General features: G+C 53.8%; 18 protein-coding genes. 8 read left to right on the forward strand and 10 right to left on the reverse strand.

Translation table 11 applies throughout. The annotated features are described in order from the left end of the window. Window positions 1-9 precede the first annotated feature (9 nt). The 5 genes from mreC to EDB95_RS05585 are packed head-to-tail and all read left to right on the forward strand — an operon-like array spanning window position 10 to window position 5,674. A complete protein-coding gene (gene mreC, locus EDB95_RS05565) occupies window positions 10-867 on the forward strand; it encodes a rod shape-determining protein MreC (protein ID WP_133991395.1) in 858 nt (285 codons plus the stop codon). After that, complete coding sequence (locus tag EDB95_RS05570) at window positions 864-1,394, forward strand: rod shape-determining protein MreD (RefSeq protein WP_133991397.1); 531 nt, start codon at window positions 864-866, stop codon at window positions 1,392-1,394. The genes mreC and EDB95_RS05570 overlap by 4 nt, the downstream gene beginning before the upstream one ends. A gap of 48 nt (window positions 1,395-1,442) precedes the next feature. Then, window positions 1,443-3,521: a penicillin-binding protein 2 gene (mrdA, locus tag EDB95_RS05575; RefSeq protein ID WP_133991399.1), complete on the forward strand. Its 2,079-nt coding sequence runs from the start codon at window positions 1,443-1,445 to the stop codon at window positions 3,519-3,521. After that, entirely contained in the window at window positions 3,518-4,891 is a 1,374-nt protein-coding gene (rodA, locus tag EDB95_RS05580) for a rod shape-determining protein RodA (protein WP_133991400.1), read from the forward strand. The genes mrdA and rodA overlap by 4 nt, the downstream gene beginning before the upstream one ends. A 21-nt stretch (window positions 4,892-4,912) precedes the next feature. Further along, window positions 4,913-5,674, forward strand: coding sequence for an MBL fold metallo-hydrolase (locus EDB95_RS05585; RefSeq protein WP_133991402.1), 762 nt, complete (start codon window positions 4,913-4,915; stop codon window positions 5,672-5,674). Between the two features lie 283 nt (window positions 5,675-5,957). Here the strand turns inward: EDB95_RS05585 and EDB95_RS05590 are convergent, their stop codons facing one another. The 8 genes from EDB95_RS05590 to EDB95_RS05625 form a co-directional block, all read right to left on the reverse strand. Beyond that, window positions 5,958-6,392, reverse strand: a complete 435-nt coding sequence (locus EDB95_RS05590; RefSeq protein WP_133991404.1) for a hypothetical protein — start codon at window positions 6,390-6,392, stop codon at window positions 5,958-5,960. Window positions 6,393-6,407: 15 nt separating this feature from the next. Continuing rightward, window positions 6,408-7,268, reverse strand: coding sequence for a hypothetical protein (locus tag EDB95_RS05595; protein ID WP_133991406.1), 861 nt, complete (start codon window positions 7,266-7,268; stop codon window positions 6,408-6,410). 34 nt (window positions 7,269-7,302) lie between these two features. Continuing rightward, window positions 7,303-7,854, reverse strand: coding sequence for an RNA polymerase sigma factor (locus tag EDB95_RS05600; RefSeq protein WP_133991408.1), 552 nt, complete (start codon window positions 7,852-7,854; stop codon window positions 7,303-7,305). Between the two features lie 135 nt (window positions 7,855-7,989). Further along, entirely contained in the window at window positions 7,990-8,952 is a 963-nt protein-coding gene (locus EDB95_RS05605; RefSeq protein WP_133991410.1) for a transketolase family protein, read from the reverse strand. 55 nt (window positions 8,953-9,007) lie between these two features. Further along, window positions 9,008-10,063 (reverse strand): UDP-glucose 4-epimerase GalE, encoded by a 1,056-nt coding sequence (gene galE, locus EDB95_RS05610; RefSeq protein ID WP_133991412.1) that lies wholly within the window; start codon window positions 10,061-10,063, stop codon window positions 9,008-9,010. Window positions 10,064-10,095: 32 nt separating this feature from the next. Continuing rightward, a complete protein-coding gene (gene rfbA, locus EDB95_RS05615; RefSeq protein ID WP_133991414.1) occupies window positions 10,096-10,959 on the reverse strand; it encodes a glucose-1-phosphate thymidylyltransferase RfbA in 864 nt (287 codons plus the stop codon). Between the two features lie 48 nt (window positions 10,960-11,007). Then, a complete protein-coding gene (locus EDB95_RS05620) occupies window positions 11,008-12,000 on the reverse strand; it encodes an inorganic phosphate transporter (protein ID WP_133991416.1) in 993 nt (330 codons plus the stop codon). A gap of 7 nt (window positions 12,001-12,007) precedes the next feature. Further along, window positions 12,008-12,655 carry a DUF47 domain-containing protein gene (locus EDB95_RS05625; RefSeq protein ID WP_133991418.1) on the reverse strand — a complete coding sequence of 216 codons (648 nt, stop codon included), beginning with the start codon at window positions 12,653-12,655 and terminating at the stop codon, window positions 12,008-12,010. A gap of 1,275 nt (window positions 12,656-13,930) precedes the next feature. Between EDB95_RS05625 and EDB95_RS05630 the strand changes: the two genes are divergently transcribed. The 3 genes from EDB95_RS05630 to EDB95_RS05640 all read left to right on the forward strand — a co-directional run bounded on the left by EDB95_RS05630 (window position 13,931) and on the right by EDB95_RS05640 (window position 19,734). Next, a complete protein-coding gene (locus tag EDB95_RS05630; RefSeq protein WP_162852490.1) occupies window positions 13,931-17,191 on the forward strand; it encodes a SusC/RagA family TonB-linked outer membrane protein in 3,261 nt (1,086 codons plus the stop codon). Window positions 17,192-17,209: 18 nt separating this feature from the next. Then, window positions 17,210-18,823, forward strand: coding sequence for a SusD/RagB family nutrient-binding outer membrane lipoprotein (locus tag EDB95_RS05635; protein WP_133991422.1), 1,614 nt, complete (start codon window positions 17,210-17,212; stop codon window positions 18,821-18,823). A gap of 77 nt (window positions 18,824-18,900) precedes the next feature. Then, the gene (locus tag EDB95_RS05640) at window positions 18,901-19,734 is read left to right on the forward strand and encodes a glycerophosphodiester phosphodiesterase family protein (protein WP_133991424.1); all 834 of its coding nucleotides are present in this window, start codon (window positions 18,901-18,903) and stop codon (window positions 19,732-19,734) included. Between the two features lie 3 nt (window positions 19,735-19,737). Here EDB95_RS05640 and EDB95_RS05645 read toward each other — a convergent pair whose 3' ends face one another. Together EDB95_RS05645 and EDB95_RS05650 are read right to left on the reverse strand one after the other, a co-directional pair. Then, a complete protein-coding gene (locus tag EDB95_RS05645; RefSeq protein WP_133991426.1) occupies window positions 19,738-20,784 on the reverse strand; it encodes a sensor histidine kinase in 1,047 nt (348 codons plus the stop codon). A 15-nt stretch (window positions 20,785-20,799) separates the two neighbouring features. Further along, window positions 20,800-21,504, reverse strand: coding sequence for a response regulator transcription factor (locus EDB95_RS05650; protein WP_133991428.1), 705 nt, complete (start codon window positions 21,502-21,504; stop codon window positions 20,800-20,802). Window positions 21,505-21,661: the final 157 nt, after the last annotated feature.

Genomic DNA, 21,661 nt, shown 5'->3' on the forward strand with positions numbered 1-21,661 from the left:
CATATTCCGGTGCGCAATATTTTCCTGTTTATAAGGCGGTATTTCCACGTGTTGTTGTTCGTTATCCTGGAGATCATCAGCCTTTCCATGCTGTTCACCTATAATCGCTACCATGAAGCCTTTTTCATGGGTATCGCCGGGGACGTGACGGGAAAATTCTACGGTCAGTACACAAAGGTCCACGACTATTTTCACCTCAGGGAAGAAAACGACCGCCTGGCCCGTCAGAACCTGGCCCTGCTGAGGGCGTTGCCCGGTAACTTCAAGGCGACGGGAGACTCCGTTCTGTTTTTAAAAGATTCTATACCGGTAGACTCCCTGGGACACGTCCGGAAGTTTGTCTGGAGGGGGGCACTGGTGATCAACAACTCCATAGCGCTGGCGACCAACAATTATATTACCCTTGACAAAGGGGCCGCCGATAGCATCCGCAAGGATATGGGCGTGATCGGACCGGACGGGGTAGTGGGTACCGTCGTCAATGTCAGCGAGCACGTTTGCGTCGTGATGAGCCTGTTGCACCGTCAGAGCCGCGTGTCCGGCATGTTGCGCAAAACAAAGGACGCAGGCCCCATCGAATGGGAAGGTAGCGACGCCAACATCCTCACCATGCGGGACATCCCCAAAAGCGTGCGGGTGGCCAAGGGGGACACGGTCGTGACCAGCACCTACTCCGATAAATTCCCGTCGGGAATCCCCATCGGTACGGTGGTGGACATCACCAGCGACCCCGCCAGTAATTTCTACATCCTCAAGTTGCGGTCCGCTACCCGTTTCGGGCGCCTGGAACACGTCTATGTTGTGGAGAATACCCTGCGCCAGGAGCAAATCGCCCTGGAAGAAGCGACCAAAAAGCTGATCAAATGAGTGACCTGCTCAAAAATATAGGGAGGCTGCTCCTCTTTGTCCTGGCCCAGGTGTTCGTCCTGAACCAGATCCCCCCGCTGCATTCCTTTATCATACCTTATATCTACTACCTGTATATTCTTTGGCTGCCCTTTGCCACGGGCCGGTTCGTACTGATGATTGCCGGTTTTGCCTGCGGCCTGACCCTGGACTACTTTACCAAGACCCCGGGGCTCCACGCCGCCCCCTGTGTGCTGATCGCCTATTTCAGGCCCTTTCTCATCAACATCCTGGTACCGCAGCAAGGGGCGGAAATGAACTACCGGGAGCCCTCCGTGAAAAGCCTCGGGTTGGCGCCTTACCTTACTTATGTATTGATCCTGACGTTGTTGCACCATTTCTGTGTATTCCTGCTCGAAGCCCTTCAGTTCGGGGGCATTGTTTATTTCATCGGTAAAACCCTGGCCTCCACCGTGGTCAGCATGGTCCTCGTCATTATCCTGGAATTACTTTTCCCCCGCAAACAAAAGTTTATTACAAACACATAAACGGTATCCGTAATTTTATGGTGTAATTAAAATCCAATCCCCCTTGTAATGTCGGTGTTTAACCAGTCGCGTCAGACGGTAGTCCGCTTCATATTTACCGCTGTTTTTTTCGTAATCATAGCCCGGCTATTTACGCTTCAGGTGATTTCCGGAAAATATCAGAAACTGGCTCAGGACAATGCACTCCTGAGACAGGTGGTGTATCCCAACCGGGGGATCATCTTTGACAAAAAAGGGAGAGCCATCCTGGACAATACGATCATGTACGACCTGACGGTGACGCCCGCCCAGGTCAAAGGAGTGGACACCGCCTCGCTTTGCGCCATCCTGGGGATCGACACCGCTGAATTCCGGAGCCGGATTGTAAACGCCATTGTCAAAAACGGCCGCAGCCGTTCCTCTGTTTTCGAATCCCTGTTGTCTCCGGAGAAATACGCCCGCATCAGCGAAAGCCTTTTTAAATTCCAGCCCGCCTTCAACCTCCAGGAACGCCCTGTGCGGACGTATCCGTATCATACCGCCGGCGCCCTGTTGGGTTACGTAGGCGAGGTAGATTCTGCCTTTATTCGCCGGCACGCGGAGCTGGGGTATCAGCCGGGCGACTATGCCGGCCGGTCGGGTCTGGAGAACGCCTATGAGAAGGAACTCATGGGGCAACGCGGGATCCGCTTTCTCGTCAAGGACAACCTCAACCGTCCCCAGGGTTCTTATGCAGGGGGCGCCTTCGACACGCCCGCCATTGCCGGGAAAAACCTCTACACCTCCATCGACGTAGACCTGCAACAATTTGGAGAGAAGCTGATGACGAACAAGGTGGGCTCGATCGTTGCCATAGACCCCACTACCGGCGGTATCCTCGCCCTCGTCAGCAGTCCTACCTTTGACCCCAACGACCTGACCGGTCCCGACCGGAATAAGCATTTTTCCGAGATGTATCAGGATCCCGCCCTGCCGATGTATAACCGGGCGATCCAGGCGACCTATCCTCCCGGGTCCACCTTTAAACCCCTGGATGCACTGGTGGCGCTCGACAACAACGTGATCACGCCTTCCTTCGGGGTGGACTGTCTCGGCTGGTACTATGGCTGTGGGACACCCCGTAAATGCCTGGAGAAAAACCCCGGTCACGGCCGAAACCTGACCCTGGCCATCACCCATTCCTGCAATACCTTTTTCTTCACCGTTTTCCGGATGATCGTCGACCAGCACGGGGACGTCGAAAATGGGTTGATGGGCTGGAAAGGATATATGAACTCCTTTGGACTGGGTCACCGGCTGGGCATCGACCTTCCCGGTGAAAACACCGGTAATATCCCGGACACGTCGCATTTCAACAAGGTCTTTGGCCGCCGTCGCTGGAATTCCTGCACCCTGGTGTCCCTGGGTATCGGGCAGGGCGAAACCACCGAAACACCCATGCAAATAGCCAACAGCATGTGTCTGATCGGCAACAAGGGATACTATTATACACCCCATATCGTAGACAGCATTTCCGAGGGCGATACCGTGCTCGACAAATACCGCGTAAAACACGTCACTACGCATATCCCCGACGACATCTTTGAGAAAGTCAAGGATGGGATGCAGGGCGTGGTGGAAGAAGGTACGGGTCAACAGGCGCAGGTCCCCGGCATCATTGTTTGTGGAAAGACGGGTACGGCCCAGAACTCCTATAAGGGGGTGCAACAAAAAGACCACGCGCTCTTTGCCGCCTTTGCGCCGAAGGACAACCCCAGGATCGCCATCGTGGTCATTTGCGAGAACTCCGGTATGGGGGGCAACTCCGCCGCCCCTATCGCCGGTTTGATGATCGAAAAATACCTCAAGGACAGCATCGCCGATAACCGCAAAGCGATGATGGACCGGTTGATCAGCACCAACCTCATTCCTCCGCGCATCTACGAAGCAAGGGACTCGCTGGCAAAACTGAGGGCGCTCCGGGCCGCGCAGAAGAAGGAAGAAGAAGACAGCCTGCCGTCTGCGTCGGATGAGGTACCACAACCGGCGGCGCCCGCCGCCGCCCCGGCGAAAGCGCCGGCCAGGCACGATACCACCCGGCGCAAGGATACCACCCCGGTGGCCCTTTTAAACGAGGAGAAAAAGAATAAACCCCGTACCGGCCGATGAATACGAACGCCAAAAACCCCAGCATCGCCAAGGGCGTCGACAGCCTTACCATCTGGCTGTTCTTTCTGATCGCCCTGATCGGCGTCCTGTCCATCTTTGCCGTGGAATACCGGGAAGGGGATAACATCGTCCAGAACCTTTTGGGGTTGAAAAAAGAATACTCCAAGCAATTGTTTTACCTCGGCATCTATAGCATCCTGGGGGTGATCATCCTGCTGACCGATTCCAAGATATTCACGACCATGGCCAACCTGCTGTACGCCTTTGGGATCGTACTGTTGTTCGCCACGTTTGTACCCGGCCTGGGGCGCAGCGTCAATGGATCACACTCCTGGATCGCCCTGGGGGGCGGGTTCAACCTCCAACCCGCGGAGTTCTGTAAGATTTTTACCCTCCTGGCGCTTGCCAAATACATATCACGGATCGAGACCCATTTCGACCAGTTCCGGTCACAGGTCATCGCGGCGGGGATCATCGTACTGCCCGCCCTCATCACGATCGGGCAAAACGAAACCGGGCTGGCGTTGGTTTATTTTTCCCTCTTTATACCCATGTACCGGGAAGGGCTGCCGCCTTCGGTCCTGATCGTCGGTTTTGCCCTGGGCGTCCTTGCGGTCATGACGCTGGTCCTGGAAAAGTATGTTCTCTTAGCCGTCCTGACCTGTGTGGCCGTGTTGTCGATCATCCTGCTCCGGAAGCAGTTCAAACGGAACCGCAACCTGCTTTCGGTCATTATTGCGTCCTGGCTTGTCGCTTCCGCGGTGTCGGTTTTTGTGGTGCCCTATGTCTTCGACAACGTCCTCCAGGAGTACCAGGCCCGGCGTATTTATAGTCTCGTGGGGAAGGACTATGTTCGTCACCGTGGCGCCCACACGACGGCTACACCTTCCGAAGAAGAGCTCAAACACCGGCACCAGGTGGCCGCCCAAAGCACCGACTACAACGTCAAACAGTCCAAAATAGCCATCGGCTCGGGCGGCGTGCTCGGCAAAGGCTACCTCAAGGGCACGCAAACGCGCTACGACTTTGTCCCGGAACAAAGCACCGACTTTATTTTTTGTACGATCGGGGAGGACTTCGGTTTTGCCGGCTGCGTCGTCCTGCTGGGGCTATACCTTCTCCTGCTTTGGCATATCGTCAACATCGCCGAGCGCCAGCGAAGCGTTTTTTCCCGCGTATATGCGTACGGGGTGGCCAGCATCATCTTTTTTCACATAGCCGTCAACGTGTGTATGACGATCGGGCTTGCCCCCGTGATCGGGATCCCGCTGCCCCTGATGAGTTATGGGGGATCGTCCCTGCTGACCTTTACGATCCTGATCTTTGTCATGATCCGGCTGGACGCCGACAGGCACATCATCCTGAGATAGTTCGCCGTACCTTTGCGGGCTATGAAGATCATCCCTCTTATGGAAGGTGCTTTCAGCATCGATCATACCAAGCGCTTTGTCCCCTTTGACGTGCGGCATGATGACCTGCAGCAGCGCCCGGTGGGTTCGCTGTTGGTCGAGATCCAGCCTTTTGTGGTCATAACGGATACGGATATCCTATTGTTGGATGCCGGTCTCGGGTACCGGACCCGGGACGGTATCCTCCAGATCCAGCGCAACCTGTCGGAGGCAGGGATCAATTCCATGGACGTCACGAAAGTGTTGATGAGCCATTTGCACAAGGATCATGCGGGTGGTATTGCGAGCAAAGACCCGGCGACCGGCGCCTATACGCTCAACTTCCCGTCGGCCGAGTACTACGTGCAAAGCAGGGAACTTGCCTACGCCCTTGAAAAAGGAGCGCCTTCTTATATAGCTGAAGAACTACATCCTTTGGAAGGCACGGACCGCGTCGTGTTGCTGGACGCCGACGAAGGCACTATCGGCCCTTCCATACGCTTTAAGGTCACCGGCGGGCACTCCCCATTTCACCAGGTCTTTTGGATAGAAGAAGGTGGGCAAACGGTGTTTTTTGGGGGGGACGACGCCCCCCAGCTTTCCCAGATGAAAAACCGTTTCATTGCCAAATACGACTATGACGGGAAGAAATGCATGGAATTAAGGAGACAATGGTGGCAGGAAGGGGGGGAAAAACACTGGACGTTTTTATTCTACCATGACGTCAAGTATCCTATTGTTCAATCAGGAACTAACAACAGTTAGTGTGCTAAATCCTTTTCTGGAGCGAACTGTAGCGCTTGGCCCGTTCATGGAAAAAAATAGGCCAACCCTAGAAAGAGTCGGCCGTTGCTAACCTATGAAAAACACCTATATGCAAATGTATGGAAAAAATAATTTAGTTTCCAAAAATTGCTAATGGAATTAACCAGTCAATTTGCAGGCTGGCAGACGGTAAAAACAGCTGGAAATGAACCCCAAAGGGGTAATTTTTGATAAACGGATTTTCACCCGTTCTTTACCAAAATTAACCTATCGCCCGGAAAGGTTAGAACCCTCTTCTGAGCCCGGGGCGGGCGCCCGGATTGATGCGTTGGAAATGCTGTTGGATCAGCAGTTGGTTGAAGTCGTGTTCGGACTGGAAAACGTATTTCGACCTGTTCAGGCCAATCACACCGGTAAATTGCGGCAGGTATCTTTTCCGAACATCCACCATGGCTTCCTGCCGGGTGAGCTCGTCTAAGCCCTTATTGGTGACCACCCCGTGTAATTCTTTCTGGTATTGGTAGTACAAAGGCCAGAATTGGTTGGCTTCCGCCTGGGTCAGGTTCAGCCGCTGGGCGATAAAGGTGATCTTTAGCGACTCTATCCTTTGCAGTCTCGCCTGCCTGACAGCCGGGTCCTCCTGGGGAGGAACCTGGGCCATCGCGGGAGCAAGGCGGATCACCGTTAAGAGTAATAAGGATAAGAGGCACTTCTTCATGGTCCTGTTTGTTGTTTATTCTGAAGCCTTACTGTTGTTATCATCCACCTTAACGTTGTCCCCCGGAATTCCGTTAGGTAAATCGTCCGCTTCGCTGGCGATCAGGTCGGCGTCGGCGACGTCGGCGTTGCTTTTCAGGTAGTCGACGATCGCCTGGTCCGAAATCTTGGCCAGGGCGTTGTTAAACTGCGCGGGTGTTTTCAGCGCGATACCGCTGGCCATATCATTGGGTCGTTGGTATATATGATAACCCCACACGGCACTCATCAATATGACACCAACGGTGACGGCTGCCGCCAGAAACTGGCGTACGGACAAGGTACGTACACTCAGCGGCACGACCTTGGCGGTCATCGCCGCGGCGATCTGCGAAGCCGGTGAAAACTGCTCGAAATAACCGGCCGGTACGGTGCCCGGATAGGTTCTCGGCAAAGATGCCAGCCACGGAGACAGCTCCTGTAGCTCTTCATCGACATTTGCGGGCGCCGCTGCCTTTGCCAGGGCCAGCATGCGCTGTGGTAAACCATCAAAATATCCCTCCGGGATGCGATAGGTCGGTTGATCGCGGAGGTGTTCCAGGGTGTGCGGTGTCTCCGTCTCTTCCTCACGGATTAAACGAAGCATTTTGTCCGCAAAACCCTCAAAATAGCCGGGCGGCGGGGCTTCAAAGGGATGCCGGTCCTTCAGACCGGTAGGCAGCATAGGAACCGCTTCTTCTCCCATCTCCCCGTCCAGGTGCCGGACAAGCGCCAGCGCCTTTTCGGGGAAGTGTTCGAAGAATCCTTCCGGGACAGCCAAAGGATAGACCGCGGATACCTCCGCGACCACCTTGGAAATCCCCCTCAATTCACGTCCTATGTCCTCACTATGTACCATACAACGAATTATGACTCCTGGATATTAGAAAAGTTTAATGGTTGAGCATAAACTCTTCAATTTTCTTGACGGCGTGGTGATAGCTGGCCTTGAGTGCCCCTTCGGACGTCTCAAGGACCCGGCTCATTTCTTCATAAGGCATTTCGTCATAATACCTTAAGTTAAAGACAAGGCGCTGTTTTTCCGGCAAGGTCTGAATGGCCAGTTGGAGCTTCCACTCCAGCTTCCCCGGGTCGAAATACCGGTCGGCCTTTAACTTATTACTCAAACCCGTCTCCACATCACTGAACGACACCCCCGCCCGCTTCTTCTGTTGTTCCAAAAAGGTCAAACTCTCATTCGTCGCTATCCGGTACAACCAGGTATATAACTGGCTGTCTTCTCGAAAGTTGTCAAGGCTTTTCCAAACTTTTATACAGACGTTCTGGAGAACGTCGTTGGCGTCATCATGGTCGACAACGATACGGCGGATGTGCCAGTACAATTTTTCCTGATACTTCCGCACAATCTGTGTAAACGCCGCCTCTTTGGTAGAAGGAGCCTTGAATTGCAGCAAAAGTTCTTTGTCATCGGCGATGGTGGCCATGCATGCGGTTTAGTCCTTGCTAATATATCCAATATCTCCGATTATCAATTGGATAGAGTTGGGAAAAACAAGTTTAATCGGACGCAAAAAGACCGCCTAAATAGCGGTCTCTTTTAATATATACTTAATGTAGTTTTACTTCTTCTTCCGGATCAGGGCCTTTTCGGCGGCGGCGACGATGTTCACCGTGTCGAGACCATATTTAATCAGCAGGTCTTCCGGTGTACCGCTTTCCCCAAAGGTGTCATTTGTACCCACATACTCGATGGGAACCGGGAAGTGGCGGGCGGCGACCTGGGCGATGCTGTCCCCGAGACCGCCGATGATGTTGTGCTCCTCTGCGGTAACGGCGCACCCGGTCTTTTCTATGGAGCCCCTTACCGCTTCCACGTCCAGGGGTTTGATCGTGTGGATGTTGATCAGCTCCACGCTGATCCCTTTTTGCTCCAGGATCCGTCCGGCTTCGATGGCTTTCCAGACCAGGTGACCGCAGGCGAAGATGGAAATGTCCTTGCCTTCGGACAACACCTGGGCCTTGCCGATTTCAAACGGCTGGTCTACCGGGGTGAAGTTGGGCCATTTCGGACGGCCAAAACGCAAATATACCGGGCCTTCGTAGTCGGCGATGGCGATGGTGGCCGCCTTGGTCTGGTTGAAGTCACAGGGAACGATCACCGTCATGCCGGGGAGCATTTTCATCATCCCGATGTCTTCCAGGATCTGGTGGGTCGCCCCGTCTTCCCCAAGGGTAAGCCCCGCGTGGGAAGCGCATATCTTTACATTCTTGCCGGAATAGGCAACAGACTGGCGGATCTGGTCATACACACGGCCCGTACTGAAGTTGGCAAAAGTAGTGGTAAAAGGGATTTTGCCACCAATCGTCAAACCGGCGGCGATACCGATCATATTGGCTTCGGCGATACCAACCTGTATGAAACGTTCGGGGAATTCCTTTATAAAGGCCTGGAGCTTCATGGAACCCAGCAGGTCGGCCGTCAGGGCAACGACGTTGGGGTTCTTCCGTCCGAGTTCGAGAATCCCTTCTCCGAAACCCGACCGGGTATCTTTTTCGTTGAGTACCTGTATATCCTTTAGCATGCGCAGTTCAAGGTTTTTGCTTCGCAAACCTACGTTAAACGAAGCACAATTGTCGCTAGTTGAGCTGGAAATTCTGGCTGGTGTGGAGGGTTTTGTCTTCTTTTAGCTTCAATTCCCACGCCCAGGCGGTCCGCATCATGTCTTCCAGGTTATACTGGATGACCCAGCCCAGCCCTGTAACGGCCTTGTCGTTGTTGGCGTATATGGCGATGACGTCTCCCGGACGACGGGGGCCCAGGGTATAATTGAGCTTTACACCGCTGACTTTTTCAAAAGCCTTGATGGCTTCCAGGACGGTGACCCCGTTGCCGGTACCCAGGTTGAATACCTCTACGGGTTGCTCATTTTTCCCTGCCAGCATATAGTTCACGGCAAGTGTGTGGGCATGGGCAATGTCACTCACATGGATAAAGTCACGCAGACAGCTACCGTCCCGGGTATCGTAGTCCGTCCCATACACCTGCATGGACGGGATCTTCCCGATGGCGGTCTGGGTGATGGCCGGGACGAGGTTTGCGGGCTTGCCCAGCGGCAGCTCCCCGATGGCTATGGAAGGGTGGGCGCCCACGGGATTGAAATACCGGAGCAGGATCGACTTGATCGTACCTGTCTTTGCAAAATCCTCGATGATCCGTTCCCCCATCTGCTTGGTGGCCCCGTAGGGAGATTCCGCGGGCTTTTGAGGCGTTTCCTCCGTCACAGGGATGTGGTCGGGGTTCCCGTACACGGTGCACGAAGACGAAAACACGAAGTGCGGTATCTGGAATTCCTTGGTACACTTCAGCAGGTTAACCAAAGACTGGAGGTTATTCTCATAATACGCCAGGGGCTCCGCAACCGATTCTCCGACGGCTTTGTAGGCAGCGAAATGGATGATGGCGGTGATGTCCCGGTTTTCCTGAAAAACCGCTACCGTATCGTCATAGCTGCAAAGGTCGACCTTGTAATTCTTGACCTTTTTGCCGGTGATCTTCTCAATGCCCGCGAGCAGTTGGGGCGTCGACCGGGAGTTGTTGTCGACGGATACGACATCATACCCGTTTTCGATAAGGTCGACGATCGTGTGCGCTCCGATGTAGCCGCATCCCCCTGTGACTAGGATTTTTTGCATAACCAGATACGTAATTTATGGTCGAAGATACGTTATTTCTCCAGGAGCCCCATGAGGTATTGCCCGTAACCGCTCTTCAACAGGGGCTGTGCGATGGTAACCAACTGATCCTTGGTGATGAAGCCCTTGTGGTAAGCGATCTCCTCTATACACGCGATCTTGATCCCCTGCCGTTGTTCGATGACCTGGACGAACTGCGACGCCTGCATCAGTGAATCAAAGGTCCCGGTGTCCAGCCAGGCGGTGCCCCGGTCCAGGATCGACACCTTTAACCGGCCCCGTTCCAGGTAGACTTTGTTGACGTCCGTAATTTCGTATTCTCCGCGGGCCGAAGGCTTCAGGTTTTCAGCGATCGAAACGACCTCGTTGTCATAGAAATAAAGACCGGGTACCGCAAAATTGCTCTTGGGTTGTTTGGGCTTTTCCTCGATGGAAACAGCCTTCATCTTGTCGTCAAAAGCAACGACCCCGTACCGTTCCGGATCGCTCACGTGGTAAGCGTATATGATTCCTCCATCGGGATTGGTGTTCCCCGCCAGCAGTTTCCCCAGTCCCGCTCCGTAAAAAATATTATCCCCTAACACGAGGGCTACCTTATCATCGCCGATAAAGGATTTACCGATGACAAAGGCTTGCGCCAGGCCATTGGGCACCGCCTGTTCTGCGTAGGAAAAAGATAGCCCCAGGCTATGGCCGTCCCCCAGCAGCCGTTTAAACATGGGTAAGTCATGAGGGGTCGAGATGATCAGGATCTCCCGTATCCCGGCAAGCATCAGGGTCGACAAGGGGTAATAAATCATCGGCTTGTCGTAGATCGGCATGATCTGCTTGCTGATGGCGTAGGTGATGGGATGGAGTCTTGTTCCTGAGCCTCCGGCTAAAATGATCCCCTTCATAAACGATTCATTTGGGGGGACAAGATACTTAAAGTTGCGGCATTGGCCCTAGAAAAACAGGTGCAGTACGAAATAGATGCCCGACGCCATCAGCGCGCTCACGGGGATGGTCAGCACCCAGGCCCACAGGAGGTTTACCGTCACGCCCCAGCGTACCGCGCTCAGCCGCTTGGTGGCGCCTACGCCCATGATCGCGCCGGCAATGGTGTGGGTCGTGCTGACGGGGATACCCAACCGCTCGGTGAGGATGAGCGTGGCGGCGCCGGCGGTTTCGGCGGACACTCCTTCCAGGGGCGTTACCTTGGTGATCCGGGTACCCATGGTCTTGACGATCTTCCACCCCCCACTCATCGTACCCAAGGCGATGGCGGAATAACATACGATGGGCACCCAATGCGGCAGGTGGGCGATGTCGAACTTCGTACCGTTGTGATAAGCCAGGGCGACACCGATCAGCCCCATGACCTTTTGTGCGTCATTCCCCCCGTGGCCAAGGCTGAAAGCCGCCGAAGACGCCAACTGGAGTCTTCGGAACCAGCGGTCCGCCTTATATGGATTGGCCTTCCGGCTGATCCACACAATCGCCAGGGTAATGATAAAGGCCAGCACCATACCAATGACAGGCGACAGGAAGATAAAAAGCACCGTCTTGTACAGGTTCGACATCACGATGACCTGCCAGGAGCCCACCTTGGCGACGGCCGCCCCGATAAAACCGCCGATCAGCGTATGGGAAGAACTGGAAGGGATCCCGTACCACCAGGTCAGCAGGTTCCAGATGATGGCGCTGATGATGCCGGCTAAGATAACATGGAGGTCGATGTATTGCTCGTAAATGGTTTTGGCGATGGTGTTGGCCACCTTATGTTCGCGGAAGATAAAATAGGCCAGGAAATTGAACAGCGCTGCCCAGACGACGGCCTGGAACGGTGTCAGGACCTTGGTGGAAACAATAGTGGCGATGGAATTGGCGGAGTCGTGGAAGCCATTGATAAAATCGAAGATGACCGCCAGCGCGATAATGAAGATCAATAATGTCATTGCCGGTCTATGCGTATTTGACGATGATGGATTCTATCACGTTGGCTACGTCCTCACATTTATCGGTGGCTATTTCAAGCACCTGGAATATGTCTCTTTTCTTGATCACCTCCTTGGCGTCATTTTCGGTGGCAAAGAGCCGTTGTATGCTGGTATCGTATACATCATCCGCCTGGTTTTCCAGGCTGTTGATCCGGACAAGAGCGTCCGTGATCTTGCGCAGGTTTTTCATATTCCGGAGCTCCAGGAGGGCATTTTTGATCTCCTGACAACCCTGGTCGATCAAACCCGCCAGCTTTTTGATCCCCGGATCCCCCGGGTCCACCCGGTAAAAGTTGATCTTTTTGGCGGAAGAGTAAATATTGTCGGCTACGTCATCCAGGGCAGTCGCCAGGTAATGGATGTCCTCCCGGTCAAAAGGCGTAATAAAGTTCCGCCCAAGTTCCGTAAAGATCCGGTGGGTAAATTCATCGTTCACGTGCTCCATATCCTCCAGGTCCCTGATGTGGCCCTGGCGTACCTCGAAGTCAGGTTCGCCGACCGTCACCACCAGCTTCTCCCCCATTTTTTGCACGTTGTGCGCTACCTCCTCGAATAAATTGTAAAAAACCTTGTCTTTGGGCATGAATATTTTCGCAAACGAATTTAACCCCATGTCGAGCCAATTTTGCGCAAAAATAGCCTTTTGACATCGGACCCGCCCGGCATTCTTTTACAATTATTTAATTCACCGTTCAACTTGCGGTAATATAATATGTCTTCTTTTGTTGGTCTTTCATCCATCCCGTCGAAATCCCATATCCTACCCCACTACACAGGTCCCTATAACCGTTCATAGTTTTCCTTAAGCAAGTATCCTCATGCCCGCCCCGTATTCCTACGGAGCGGTTGCATTTTGGGGTATCCCCAACCGTTCCTCCCAATTTCCGCATCCGCTTCCCTTCGCTTTACCGGCCCACCCGGCGGGAATTTTGGAAGGAGGGCAAAATGGCCTTATGACCGGCTGGTTACACCTTTCCGCAAAAAAAACCAGCCATTTTGCTAAAAAATTAGCATTTTATTTTATCCGGGTTGTCTACCTTAGCAATGGAAATAAATCAGAAGGCTTCATAACAATTCCATCATATTCCGTTAAGAATGCCTTTAAACGATTAGAGCAGCTTTGTGATCGCATAACAAAAACAACATCATACCTTTTTTACTACAGTTATAATAATTTACTTATATAAATTACTCATACGTTAGATTTTCTCATGTCTGCGCGCCCCGTTTCTACGGGGCGCTTGTATTTTGCGCCTGGGCGTGCTATAGAATTTAGCGCGCCCAGGCGCAAAATACAAGCCTTCCTTTGCGTTGCGACCGAAGGGGCTTCGCCCCCTCGGTACTCCCCCTTCAGGGGCTGCGCCCCTGGAACCCCCTTCGGGGCTCCGCCCCGGACCCCGCGTCGCGGCGTCGCGGAGCGACGTCGTGTGCCGGGGCGCCCGGAACTGGGTGACTGCGCTCCCGGCGCCTCGGTGTGCTCGCGGCCTGCGGCCGCATTGGGTGCTGCGGGGCAAATTGTCTCAGAAGGAGGCTTAATGTTTAGGAAAGATAAACTTAATGTTTCCTTAAGGTGGATAACTATAGCCTGCGAAAGGAGGCGATTATCTTTACGCTCCTCTTTTGACCCCTCTTTAATACCCTACAAACGATTGTATCGCACAGAGACAGCAAAGGCGTCGCTTTTGTCTGAAGGCCAATTATTTGCGATGACAGAAGGCTCTGTTAATGAAAATTTAAAGTTTGCCTAATGTAAACTTAATGTTTATTAGGCGTAAACCTTCGGGAGACCTTCTAATATTGCGATCTCATTTCACTAGACTTCTTCAATTCTACAAAAACCTTCTGTTTTATGAGTAAAGTCATTACTCCACCAATCAAAGCATTTTTAATGGTATTGTTATTCCCGGTGTTCGTCTGGGCCCAGAAAGAGACGATCACGGGGAAGGTTATCTCCTCTACGGACCAGACGCCTGTAGCAGGTGCGACCTTGATGGTCAAAGGGACAAAAATCGGGACTTCCTCGGCCCTGGATGGGACGTTTACCATCAAGGCCAAAGAAGGGGATGTGCTGGTGCTGACGGGAATTGGGATTCAGAAGCAAGAGGTTACGGTCAAGGGTGCGATGGTGGTCGTCAATGCGGTGACGGACCAGCGTAACCTGAATGAAGTGGTGGTGACGGCAACCGGTATTAAAAAGGAATCGAAACGTCTGGGTTATGCGATCCAGACGATAGACGCTTCCGCGATGACCCAGGCCAGGGAAGCGGACCCCATCAATTCCCTGAAGGGGAATTCCGCGGGTCTTGAAGTCAATATCAACCAGGAGATCGGGCACCCTGCGGCTGTCGTCATGCGCGGCGAGAATGGTGAATCACCGGTGTTCGTAGTGGATGGGGTACCCATCAGCTCTGATACCTATAATATCAATGCCGACGACATCGAGTCGTATACGGTACTGAAAGGGCCGAATGCGGCAGCTTTGTATGGTTTCCAGGGGAAGAGCGGCGCCATCATCATCAACACCAAAAAGGGGACGAAGGATAAGCGTGGTTTTAACGTGACGATCAATTCGAGCACGCAGATCGAAAAGGGTTTTATCGCGCTGCCCAAATACCAGGATACGTATGGCCCCGGTGACAACGGGAAGTATGCGTTCGGGGGTGGTGGTTCCAGCCCTTCGTCTTACTTCGGAAGCGGGGCGATCGGGGTTGGTATCAACGACTATGACTATGACGTTTGGGGCCCCCAGTTCCGGGGGCAGTTGCTGCCGCAGTTCGACGGGCAGTATAACGCCAGCCAGAATTATACGACAACCTTTGCAGACGGCAGCACCTATACCGGGCACGTAGCGCCCACGGCCTGGACGGCCAGGGGGAAGGATAACCTGAAACACTTTATCCAGCCGGGTCTGCTGTCCTCCAACAGCGTTGCGATTTCATCCTCTACCGACAAGACGGACATCCGCCTGTCCATTGGGAACACGTACCAAAAAGGGATCGTACCCAACACCCAGCTGAACAACGGCAACTTTACGGCGAGCGTCGTAGAGCGTTTCACGAAAAACTTTACCGCCACGGCGTACATCAACTATAGCCGCCAATCATCGCCCAACGTACCGGACGTGAACTACGGCCCCAACAGTATCATCTACAACATCATCATCTGGGGTGGTGCGGACTGGAGTGTGAACCAGCCCAATATCCGGAACTACTGGCAGCCGGGCAAGGTGGGGATCGAACAGAACTACGAAGAATACTATCGCTATAACAACCCCTGGTTCATGTCCTACGAATGGCTGCGGGGTCACTATCAGAACAATGAGTACGGCTATGTGTCGCTGAACTACAAGATCAGCCCGAGCCTCGACGTGCAGTTCCGCCCCAGCCTTACGGCGTATGACATGTTCAACTCCGAAAAGCTGCCCTATTCCGCGGGTGTCTACGGACGGCCGCTTCGCCAGGGGGACTACCGGGAAGACCGGAGGAGCCTTTTCGAGAATAATGAAGACCTGCAGGTCCGTTACCACAAAGACAACCTGGCCGGGTTCCTCGACCTCCAGGCCGTGGGTGGTGCTACGACCAGGAACTTCTCGTTCAATTCCAATTTCGAATCCACCAACTACCTGAACGTTCCGGGGATCTATTCGTTCTCGAACTCCCTGGGCGCCCTTACAGGGAGCAGCTTCCATTCGAGCATGTTGGTGTTGAGCGCCTACTATTCCGTCGACCTGGGGTATAAGTCTTATTTGACGGCAAACGTTACGGGTCGCGTGGACAAATCGTCCTCTTTGCCTTCGAATTCGGACGCCTATTATTATCCTTCGTTCAACCTGGCTACCGTCGTATCGGACTATGTGAAGATGCCGAAGATCATATCTTTCTTCAAGCTCAGGGGATCTTATGCGGAAAGCAAGGACGGGGGTACCACACCGCTGTTCTCGCCGAACGTAAGCTCTACGCCGGCTTCCAATTATGGGTACACCTGGTACTCGCCCTATGGTGGGCCTACTTACCAGTTTGGCCAGACCTATACGCTGAATCCGACCTATACCAATCAGAACAGCGCAAAATACAGCGACCAGCTGGTGAGCAATTCCATCCACACGTCTGAGCGGAAGGCGACGGAATTCGGTCTTGACCTTCGCTTCCTGAACAACAGGATCGGCCTCGACCTGACCCGTTATCACTACCACAACGAGGGGATCGTCAACCAGGGAGTATCTGATGCCTCTGGTTATTCTTCTTACGTAACGAACGGGGGTATTTACACGAACGATGGTTGGGAAGCCGTGCTGAATGGCAAGCCCATCGTCAACCCGAGGGGTCTTAGCTGGAGCGTAACGGCCAACTTCTCCACCTACGTCCGTAAGTGGGTAAGTGATGCCAACCCGGACAGCTGGCAGCACAACGGGACCCGGGTTGACCTGGTCTACGGGAATGGCTTTGTACGCGCGACCGATGGGAAGCTGGTGATCGACCCTGCCTCCGGTGTGTATGTCCGTTACTCCGACCTCGGCAGCTCTGCTCAAAAAATCTTTGGTCACTCCGACCCGGATTGGCAGTGGGGCCTGGTGAATACCTTCAGCTATAAGAACTTTTCGCTGCGCTTCCAGTTCGACGGTTTGGTGGGTGGCGTGATCGAGGACTACGTCCGGGTGAAAACCCTGCAGGGCGGTCGTCATATCGAAGCAGCTACCGGCGCGATCGGCCTGGCCAGGCCGAACGACGAAGCCAACATTCCTTCTTATGTCGGGACCGGGGTTAACCTGACCGGGGCAGCCATTGCGCTGGATCCCATTACCGGCAAGATCACGAATATGAAGGCGCTGACCGAGACGACCAATGCCTCCAAGAGCCTGGTACAGCCTTTTGTATACGACGCGGCTTCGATCGCCGACCTGAACATCATCAAAAAGACCAACGTCAAATTGAGGGAAGTGGTGATCACGTACAAGCTCCCCGAGCGTTTCTTCGGCCGGAAAAATATCCTCCAGGGTGCCAGCGTATCCCTGGTGGGCCGGAACCTGCTCTATTTCTTCCCCAACCGCTATAAGGACCTGGACGTTGACCAGTACACCCAGGATGCCGGCTCCGGTCTCCAGACACCGACGGTCCGCAGCTACGGTTTCAACCTCAACGCGAACTTCTAATCCCTCAAAGAAAAAGATATGAAACAAGTCAAAAATATACTGCTGATGTGCGTGGGAGTGGCCCTGACGGTTTCTTGTAATAAACAGATTACCGACAAACAGGCTGACCCCAACAACCCCACCAGCGTGCCCCCGGGGCTGATCCTTGGGACCGTCCTCATGGACATGTCCGGTTCGGGTAGCCAGGGCAGCCTGGGCGGCGTGGATAGCTGGGACCAGGTGCAAGACTGGAACCAATACCATTGCCAGAACTATAACTACTACGGGAACAACATCTATTCCTGGGCGAACGGGTCCTTTGATCCCTACCTGGTGATGAAGAACGTCAACCAGATGGAGAAGGAAGTCACGGTCCGGGGTGGCGCGGCTGTCAACCCCTATGAGGCGCTCGGCCGTTTCATCAAGGCGTATTACTATTACAACCTGACGTCCATGTTCGGAGATGTTCCGCAAACCGAAGCCCTGGGGACGACCACTACTCCTTCCTATACCCCGCAGGAGCAGGTATTTGAATACATCCTCAACCAACTGGATACGGCTAATACGGACCTGGCGACCCTAATCGCCGCGAACGACAATTCGCTTCAGTCCAACCAGGACATTTACTTTGCGGGCAACCTTTCCGCCTGGCAGAAAACGGTAAATGCCTTTAAACTCCGGGTGTTGATCGCGCTGAGCAACCAGGCCACCGACGCCAATCTGAATGTGCCCACGCAGTTCGCGAACATCATCAACAACCCGACGAAATATCCTTTGTTCGGTAGCCAGGCGGATGACTTCGAATTCACGTACAACCCCGGTGGCTCGAATACGTTCAGCACGTATCCGTTTAACCCGAGCAACTTCGGGTCGATCGCCGGCCGGTTCAATATGTCTTATACGTATGTCAACGCCCTGACCACGATCAGCGATCCCCGGGTGTTTATGACCTGCGACCCCGCCTGGGCGGTGGTGAACGGGGATAAAAACCCCTGCCAGTATCAGTATTTTGTGGGCGCCAGCACAGGGGAAGCGATCGGGAATATGTACGCCAACGCCAGCGCGGGTCTTTATTCCTTTATCGGCCGCTATCGTTATTATTCCAACTTTACGGGCGACCCGGACGTCCTCGTGGGGTACAAGGAAATGCTGTTCAACATCGCCGAAGCCACCGAACGCGGCTGGATCAGCGGGACCGCAGCCACCTGGTACCAAAAAGGGATCACCGAGTCTATGAGCTTCTACGGGATTGACGTAACGCAGACCAGCTTTACGGCGCACTTCCTCCCTCCCGGAGCGAACTCCGTTACCCAGGTCCAGCCGTATGCATTCACCTTCAACTGGGCGACCTACTATGCTCAGCCGGCTGTCCAACTGTCTGCCAACCAGGCTACGGCCATCGGCCAGATCGTGCTCCAGAAGTACATCGCGTGCTTCGAGAACTCGGGTTGGGAAGGGTACTTCAACTACCGCCGTACCGGCGTACCCGCCTTCCAGGGTGGTACCGGTGTCGGTAACAACGGGGTCATCCCGAAGCGCTGGGCATACCCGGTGTCCGAGCAAACCCAAAACGCCACCAATTGGAAGGCTGCTGTCGCGAACCAGAAATTCACGGCGGACGACCTGAACCAGACCATGTGGTTGCTCCAATAGTTCATCAACACTGAAACCATAAGGAAGACGAGGCAGGCAATGCTTCGTCTTTCCTTTTTTGTACAAAAACAAGCGACATGCCTATACTATGCAAACTCGCCGCCGGGGCAATGATCACGTGCCTGGCGGCCGCCACGGCGATGGCCCAGCACCTCGCGCCATTGCCTGAGAAGGATCACCGTTTTATCGTTGCGTGCCACCGGGGTGACCATACCCACGCCCCCGAAAACACACTGGCTGCGTTTACGAACGCTATTGCGGACGGCGCGGACTTTATCGAGATCGACCTGAGAACGACGGTGGACAGCCAACTGGTGATCATGCACGACGCCTCCCTCAACCGGATGACCAACGGGAAGGGGCTTGTAAAAGACCTGCCGTTCGATACGATCCGTGCACTACAGGTGACGGACAGGGCGCACCCGGAATGGGGTTCGTTCCCGGTCCCTACCTTTCGGGAAGTACTGGCTTTGGCCAAAGGGAAGATCAACATCTACCTCGACTTTAAAAACGCCGAGCCGGCCGTGGCGTATAAAATGATCGTGGAAGCCGGAATGGAGAAACACGTCGTGGTGTATATTAATGCCGTCCAGCAGTTTTATAAATGGCGCCAGGTGGCCCCTGACATGCCGCTGATGGTGAGCCTGCCCGGGTATGTAAAGGACACCGCTTCGCTAAACGGATTTTTGAGCAAGACGCCTGTGGAAATTTTGGACGGCGATTACAGCCAATACACGGCAGACATGGTGACCCTGGCTACGCAGACGGGGCATTGGGTATTTCCGGACGTCGAAGGCCCCAACGAAACGCCGGCCCTTTGGGATATTCCGATAAAAGAGGGTGTCAGGGCGCTGTTGACGGATCACCCGGCGGACTTGATCAAGTACCTGGAAAGTCAGGGGCTGCGGTAGCCGCTATTTTGCCATTTCGAGGGTAAACCCAAAGGTCGTCCCGATGTCGGGTTTGCTGCGCACATGGATCACCTGCCCATGGGCTTCCACGATGTGTTTGCAGATGGCCAGCCCGAGGCCGCTCCCGCCTTGTTTGCGGCTGCGGGCGGCGTCGGTGCGGTAGAAGCGTTCGAAGATCCGGTTCAAGTGTTCTTCGGCGATGCCGATGCCGTCGTCCGAAATTTCCACGAGGGCGTGTTTGCCGTCGGTTTTGTAAATGCTGGCGATGATGGAGCCGGAGGTCCGGCCATACTTGATGGCGTTGTCGACGAGGTTGATGAGGACCTGGCGGATTTTTTCCTTATCGGCCAGGACCGTCAGCGGGGCTTCGCACCCTTTTTTGATGGAGGCCTTAATCTGTTTGTCGCTGGCCCTCAGGGAAAGGGAGTCGTACACCTCCCGGATAAGCTCCTGGATGGCAAAGGTTTCCTTGTTGAGTTGCTGATGACCGCTTTCGAGCTTTGATATTTCGTCGAGGTCGTCGACGAGGTTGACCAGGCGGTCGACGTTTTTGGAGGCGTTTTCCAGGAACTTTTTGTGGACCTCCGGATTGTTCATGGCCCCGTTCAAAAGGGTGTCGATGTACCCCTGGATGGCAAAGATGGGCGTTTTGAGCTCATGGGAGAGGTTCTGGAGGAACTCCTTCCGGAAGTTTTCGTTTTGTTTGAGGACTTCGATCTCGGCCCTGCGCTGAAGGGCCCATTTTTCCACGTCTTCACTGACCTCCTCTATGGTCTTTTGGGGGAGGATGTTCTTATAGTAGAATTCTTCCCTTTTGCTGGCCTTCGTTTGGTAAATGAACTTGTAGATCAACTTGACCTTCCGGTAAATAAAGTTCTGGAGGCTGTAAAAGATGAGGTTGTAAGAAACACCAAAGGTGAGTACCAGGCTGATGAGGGCGCTCCACCAGGTATGATGTATAATAAGGAACGCCAGGGCAACCAGGACGGAGATAACGCCCGCGTTAAAAAGGGCGATCTGCTGAGGCGTAAGGTTCTTCGTCTTGAACATGGGATAAAGTTCGGCTTAAAGCTCGAATTTATACCCGACTCCCTTCACGGTCGTGATGCAATCCACTTCGAGCTTTTGCCGGATCTTCCGGATATGGACGTCGATGGTGCGGTCGCCGACGATCACGTCCGTTCCCCAGACCTGGCTCAGGATTTCGTTGCGGAGAAAAACACGGCCGGGACGCGAGGCCAGCAGGGCCAGCAGCTCGAATTCCTTTTTGGCGAGGGTAATGTCCTTTTGTTGATAGTTGACCAGGAACTTTTCCTTGTCGATCATCAGGTCACCCACCTGTATGGTGTTCCCGGGCAAGGGGGCGGCAACGCCCTCGGTGGGCCGGCGCCTGGTCCGGCGGAAAAGCGCATTTACCCTGGAGATCAATACTTTGGGGCTAATAGGTTTGGAAACGTAGTCGTCCGCCCCGGTTTCCAAACCATGGATCTGGTTCTTTTCGTCGCTGAGCGCGGTCAGGAAAATAATCAGGGTTTCGCCAAAGGCGGGCTGCATGCGCAGGATATTACATACTTCGATGCCGTTTTTCTTGGGCATCATGATGTCCAGCACGATCAGTTCGGGGTGAAAGGCCCTGGCCTTTTCAATAGCCTCGTCTCCGTCCTTCGCGGTAATGACCTGGTAGCCTTCGGCGGCCAGGTTGTACTGCAGGATTTCGAGAATATCCGGTTCATCATCGGCAATAAGGATCTTTTTTCCCTTCGTATCCATCCAACGGTTTTTGTTAAAGCAAAACTACAGCGACCCTGTTAAACCTATATTATAAAATTGTTAACTAATATTATTAAATATTTTCATGCGATCAGGCCGCAAAGACCAGTGAGTGGGCGTCTCCTCAATTGGTTGTATTTTTGCTGGTACTTACATG

Origin of the sequence: Dinghuibacter silviterrae (genome assembly GCF_004366355.1) — a bacterium.
Classification (GTDB): Bacteria; Bacteroidota; Bacteroidia; order Chitinophagales; family Chitinophagaceae; genus Dinghuibacter; species Dinghuibacter silviterrae.

Excerpts from the sequence above, each read along its gene's own strand:
- EDB95_RS05570 (WP_133991397.1), top strand. The coding sequence starts at position 864 with ATGAGTGACCTGCTCAAAAATATAGGGAGGCTGCTCCTCTTTGTCCTG.
- mrdA (WP_133991399.1), top strand. The coding sequence starts at position 1,443 with ATGTCGGTGTTTAACCAGTCGCGTCAGACGGTAGTCCGCTTCATATTT.
- rodA (WP_133991400.1), top strand. The coding sequence starts at position 3,518 with ATGAATACGAACGCCAAAAACCCCAGCATCGCCAAGGGCGTCGACAGC.
- EDB95_RS05585 (WP_133991402.1), top strand. The coding sequence starts at position 4,913 with ATGAAGATCATCCCTCTTATGGAAGGTGCTTTCAGCATCGATCATACC.
- EDB95_RS05590 (WP_133991404.1), bottom strand. The coding sequence starts at position 6,392 with ATGAAGAAGTGCCTCTTATCCTTATTACTCTTAACGGTGATCCGCCTT.
- EDB95_RS05595 (WP_133991406.1), bottom strand. The coding sequence starts at position 7,268 with ATGGTACATAGTGAGGACATAGGACGTGAATTGAGGGGGATTTCCAAG.
- EDB95_RS05600 (WP_133991408.1), bottom strand. The coding sequence starts at position 7,854 with ATGGCCACCATCGCCGATGACAAAGAACTTTTGCTGCAATTCAAGGCT.
- EDB95_RS05605 (WP_133991410.1), bottom strand. The coding sequence starts at position 8,952 with ATGCTAAAGGATATACAGGTACTCAACGAAAAAGATACCCGGTCGGGT.
- galE (WP_133991412.1), bottom strand. The coding sequence starts at position 10,063 with ATGCAAAAAATCCTAGTCACAGGGGGATGCGGCTACATCGGAGCGCAC.
- rfbA (WP_133991414.1), bottom strand. The coding sequence starts at position 10,959 with ATGAAGGGGATCATTTTAGCCGGAGGCTCAGGAACAAGACTCCATCCC.
- EDB95_RS05620 (WP_133991416.1), bottom strand. The coding sequence starts at position 12,000 with ATGACATTATTGATCTTCATTATCGCGCTGGCGGTCATCTTCGATTTT.
- EDB95_RS05625 (WP_133991418.1), bottom strand. The coding sequence starts at position 12,655 with ATGGGGTTAAATTCGTTTGCGAAAATATTCATGCCCAAAGACAAGGTT.
- EDB95_RS05630 (WP_162852490.1), top strand. The coding sequence starts at position 13,931 with ATGGTATTGTTATTCCCGGTGTTCGTCTGGGCCCAGAAAGAGACGATC.
- EDB95_RS05635 (WP_133991422.1), top strand. The coding sequence starts at position 17,210 with ATGAAACAAGTCAAAAATATACTGCTGATGTGCGTGGGAGTGGCCCTG.
- EDB95_RS05640 (WP_133991424.1), top strand. The coding sequence starts at position 18,901 with ATGCCTATACTATGCAAACTCGCCGCCGGGGCAATGATCACGTGCCTG.
- EDB95_RS05645 (WP_133991426.1), bottom strand. The coding sequence starts at position 20,784 with ATGTTCAAGACGAAGAACCTTACGCCTCAGCAGATCGCCCTTTTTAAC.
- EDB95_RS05650 (WP_133991428.1), bottom strand. The coding sequence starts at position 21,504 with ATGGATACGAAGGGAAAAAAGATCCTTATTGCCGATGATGAACCGGAT.